General features: G+C 67.0%; 2 protein-coding genes. Both read right to left on the reverse strand.

Features of this window, described 5'->3' with window-relative positions; all coding sequences use genetic code 11:
- Positions 1–319, reverse strand: a 319-nt coding sequence (locus tag LH128_RS08480) for an endonuclease domain-containing protein (RefSeq protein ID WP_008829200.1), incomplete at its 3' end; no start/stop codon positions are given.
- A gap of 114 nt (positions 320–433) precedes the next feature.
- On the reverse strand, positions 434–2,494 hold the full coding sequence (locus LH128_RS08485; protein WP_008829201.1) for an NAD(+) synthase: 2,061 nt from the start codon (positions 2,492–2,494) through the stop codon (positions 434–436).
- Between the last annotated feature and the right edge of the window lie 37 nt (positions 2,495–2,531).

The raw sequence follows: 2,531 nt of genomic DNA on the forward strand, positions 1-2,531 counted from the left end.
CCGCCACGTTCACGTCCTCCAGCACGACCTTCGCGGTAACCCGCAGCGTCGCCACTCCTTGCGAGCGCAGGAAGTGCGAGCGGGCCGCGTCCCGGTCTGCTGCGCGCATAGAGTCGTGCGCGAAACCGTCAACCTCGATGGCGAGCGAAGCAGCGGCGCAGTAGAAATCGAGGATGAAGTTTCCCGCCGGATGCTGGCGGCGGAGCTTGAAGTCTGCCGGGCGCTTGCGCAGTTCACGCCAGAGCAGGACTTCGGGCAGTGCCATCTCGCTGCGCAGCTTGCGGGCGAGTTTTACGCTGCGGCGCGGGCCGGTGATCATGCGCGAAGGTTATCGGGGCGGCGGCAGAGTGGCGCGTTAAATTCGCGTCACGTAAGCCGCCTGTGCCCCTCCACCATGCTTCGCATGGTCCCCCTCCCCGTTCCGGGGAGGATGTTACGGCACTCTTCTGTCCAGTTCCGCCAGCCATACCGCTGCGCTGGCGTCGGACGGTGCGCGCCAGTCGCCCCGGGGGCTGAGGGCTCCGGCGGTGGACACCTTCGGGCCATTGGGAATGGCCGAGCGCTTGAACTGGCTGAACGCGAAGAAGCGGCCCAGGAACTTCTCCAGCCATGAACGGATGACCGGCAGTTCGTAGGCGTTCTTCTTGGCTTCCGGGAAGGCATGCGGCCATGCCCCCGCCGCCGTGTCGCGCCAGGCGTGCCAGGCGAGGAACGCGACCTTCGACGGCTTCTGACCGAAGCGCATGACGTGGTGGAGGAAGAAGTCGTTGAGTTCGTAAGGCCCGATCTTCGCCTCGGTGCTCTGGATCGCGCCGTCGGCCCCGGCGGGCACCAGTTCGGGCGAAATCTCCGTCGCGAGGATTGCCAGCAGGATTTCCTCGGTCGAGGCGCTGAACTGGTCGGTCGTGGCGCACCAGCGGATCAGGTACTGGATCAGCGTCTTGGGCACGCCCGCGTTGACCGCGTAGTGGCTCATGTGATCGCCGACGCCATAGGTACACCAGCCCAGCGCCAGTTCCGACAAGTCGCCGGTGCCCACCACGAAGCCGCCGTGCTGGCTGGCAAGGCGGAACAGGTAGTCGGTGCGCAGCCCCGCCTGGACGTTCTCGAACGTCACGTCGTAGACCGGCTCGCCGTTGGCGAAGGCATGGCCGATGTCATGGAGCATCGTCGTCGCGGCGGGCCGGATGTCGATCTCCTGCGCGGTGATGCCGACGGCGTCCATCAGCTTCCACGCGTTGGACTTGGTGCCCTCGCTCGTCCCGAAGCCGGGCATCGTGTAGCCCCGGATGAAGCTGCGCGGCAGGCCCAGCCGGTCGCAGGCGCGTGCCGCCACGATCAGCGCGTGGGTCGAATCGAGCCCGCCCGAGATGCCGATCACCATTGACTTCGCCTGCGTCGATTCGATGCGCCGCATCAGGCCGTCGACCTGGATGTTGAACGCCTCGTAGCAGTCGGCGTCCAGCCTGTCGGCGCGCGAGGGGACGAACGGGAAGCGGCTGACCGGGCGCACGAGGCCGACGTCGCCGCCGGCCGGGGCGTGGCGGAACGGTACGGTGCGGAACGTTTCCTCCGGCTTGCCCGCGACGTCGGCGGCATCGTTGAAGGTGGGGCTGCGCAGACGATCCATGACGATGCGGTCGCAGTCTACGTCGGCCACGCACAGTTCCGCTTCCAGCGAGAAACGCTCTGATTCCGCCAGCAGGTCGCCGAGTTCGTAGACGATGCCCTGCCCGTCCCATGCGAGATCGGTCGTGCTTTCGCCGTGTCCCGCCGCGCAGTAGATATAGGCCGCCATGGCTCGCGCCGACTGCGCGCGGCACAGCATGTGGCGCTCGTCCGACTTGCCGATGACGATGTTGGAGGCGGACAGGTTGGCCAGGATCGTCGCCCCCGCCATCGCGCCCAGCGACGAAGGCGGCGTCGGCGCCCAGAAGTCCTCGCAAATCTCGACGAAGAAGCGGAAGTTTTTCAGCACCTCGGAGGCGAAGACGAGATCGACGCCGAACGGCACCTCCTGCCCGTTCACGGTGATCGTGGAACCCCGGACGGTCTTGCCGCTCGCGAACCAGCGCTTCTCGTAGAACTCGCGGTAGTTGGGCAGGTAGGACTTGGGCACTACGCCGAGCAGGCGGCCCTGCGCGATGACCAGCGCGCAGTTGTAGAGCCGCCCCTTGCGCTCCAGCGCGGCGCCGACCAGCAGCACCGGCGAAAGGTCGGCGCTGGCCTTGACGATCTGCGCCACCGCAGCCTCGACCGCCTCGATCATCGCGCTCTGCAGGTGCAAGTCGTCGATGGCGTAGGAGGACAGGCTCAGTTCGGGGAAGACCAGCAGGTCGACATGCGCCGCATGGGCCCGGCGCGCTTCGGCAAGGATCGCATCGCGGTTGGCGGCGACGTCGGCGGTCTTCACGCGCGGGGTCGAGGTGGCGACGCGCACGAAGCCGTGTTCGTGCATGGAGAAGAACGGGTGGCTGGTGTCGGTCATCGGCATTCCTCGAATTCGTCGTCTCGGACTTGATCCGGGACCG

This window comes from Sphingomonas sp. LH128 (assembly GCF_000293195.2).
GTDB lineage: Bacteria > Pseudomonadota > Alphaproteobacteria > Sphingomonadales > Sphingomonadaceae > Novosphingobium > Novosphingobium resinovorum_A.

Coding starts and splice junctions, on each gene's coding strand:
- LH128_RS08485 (WP_008829201.1), bottom strand. CDS start 2,494: ATGCCGATGACCGACACCAGCCACCCGTTCTTCTCCATGCACGAACAC.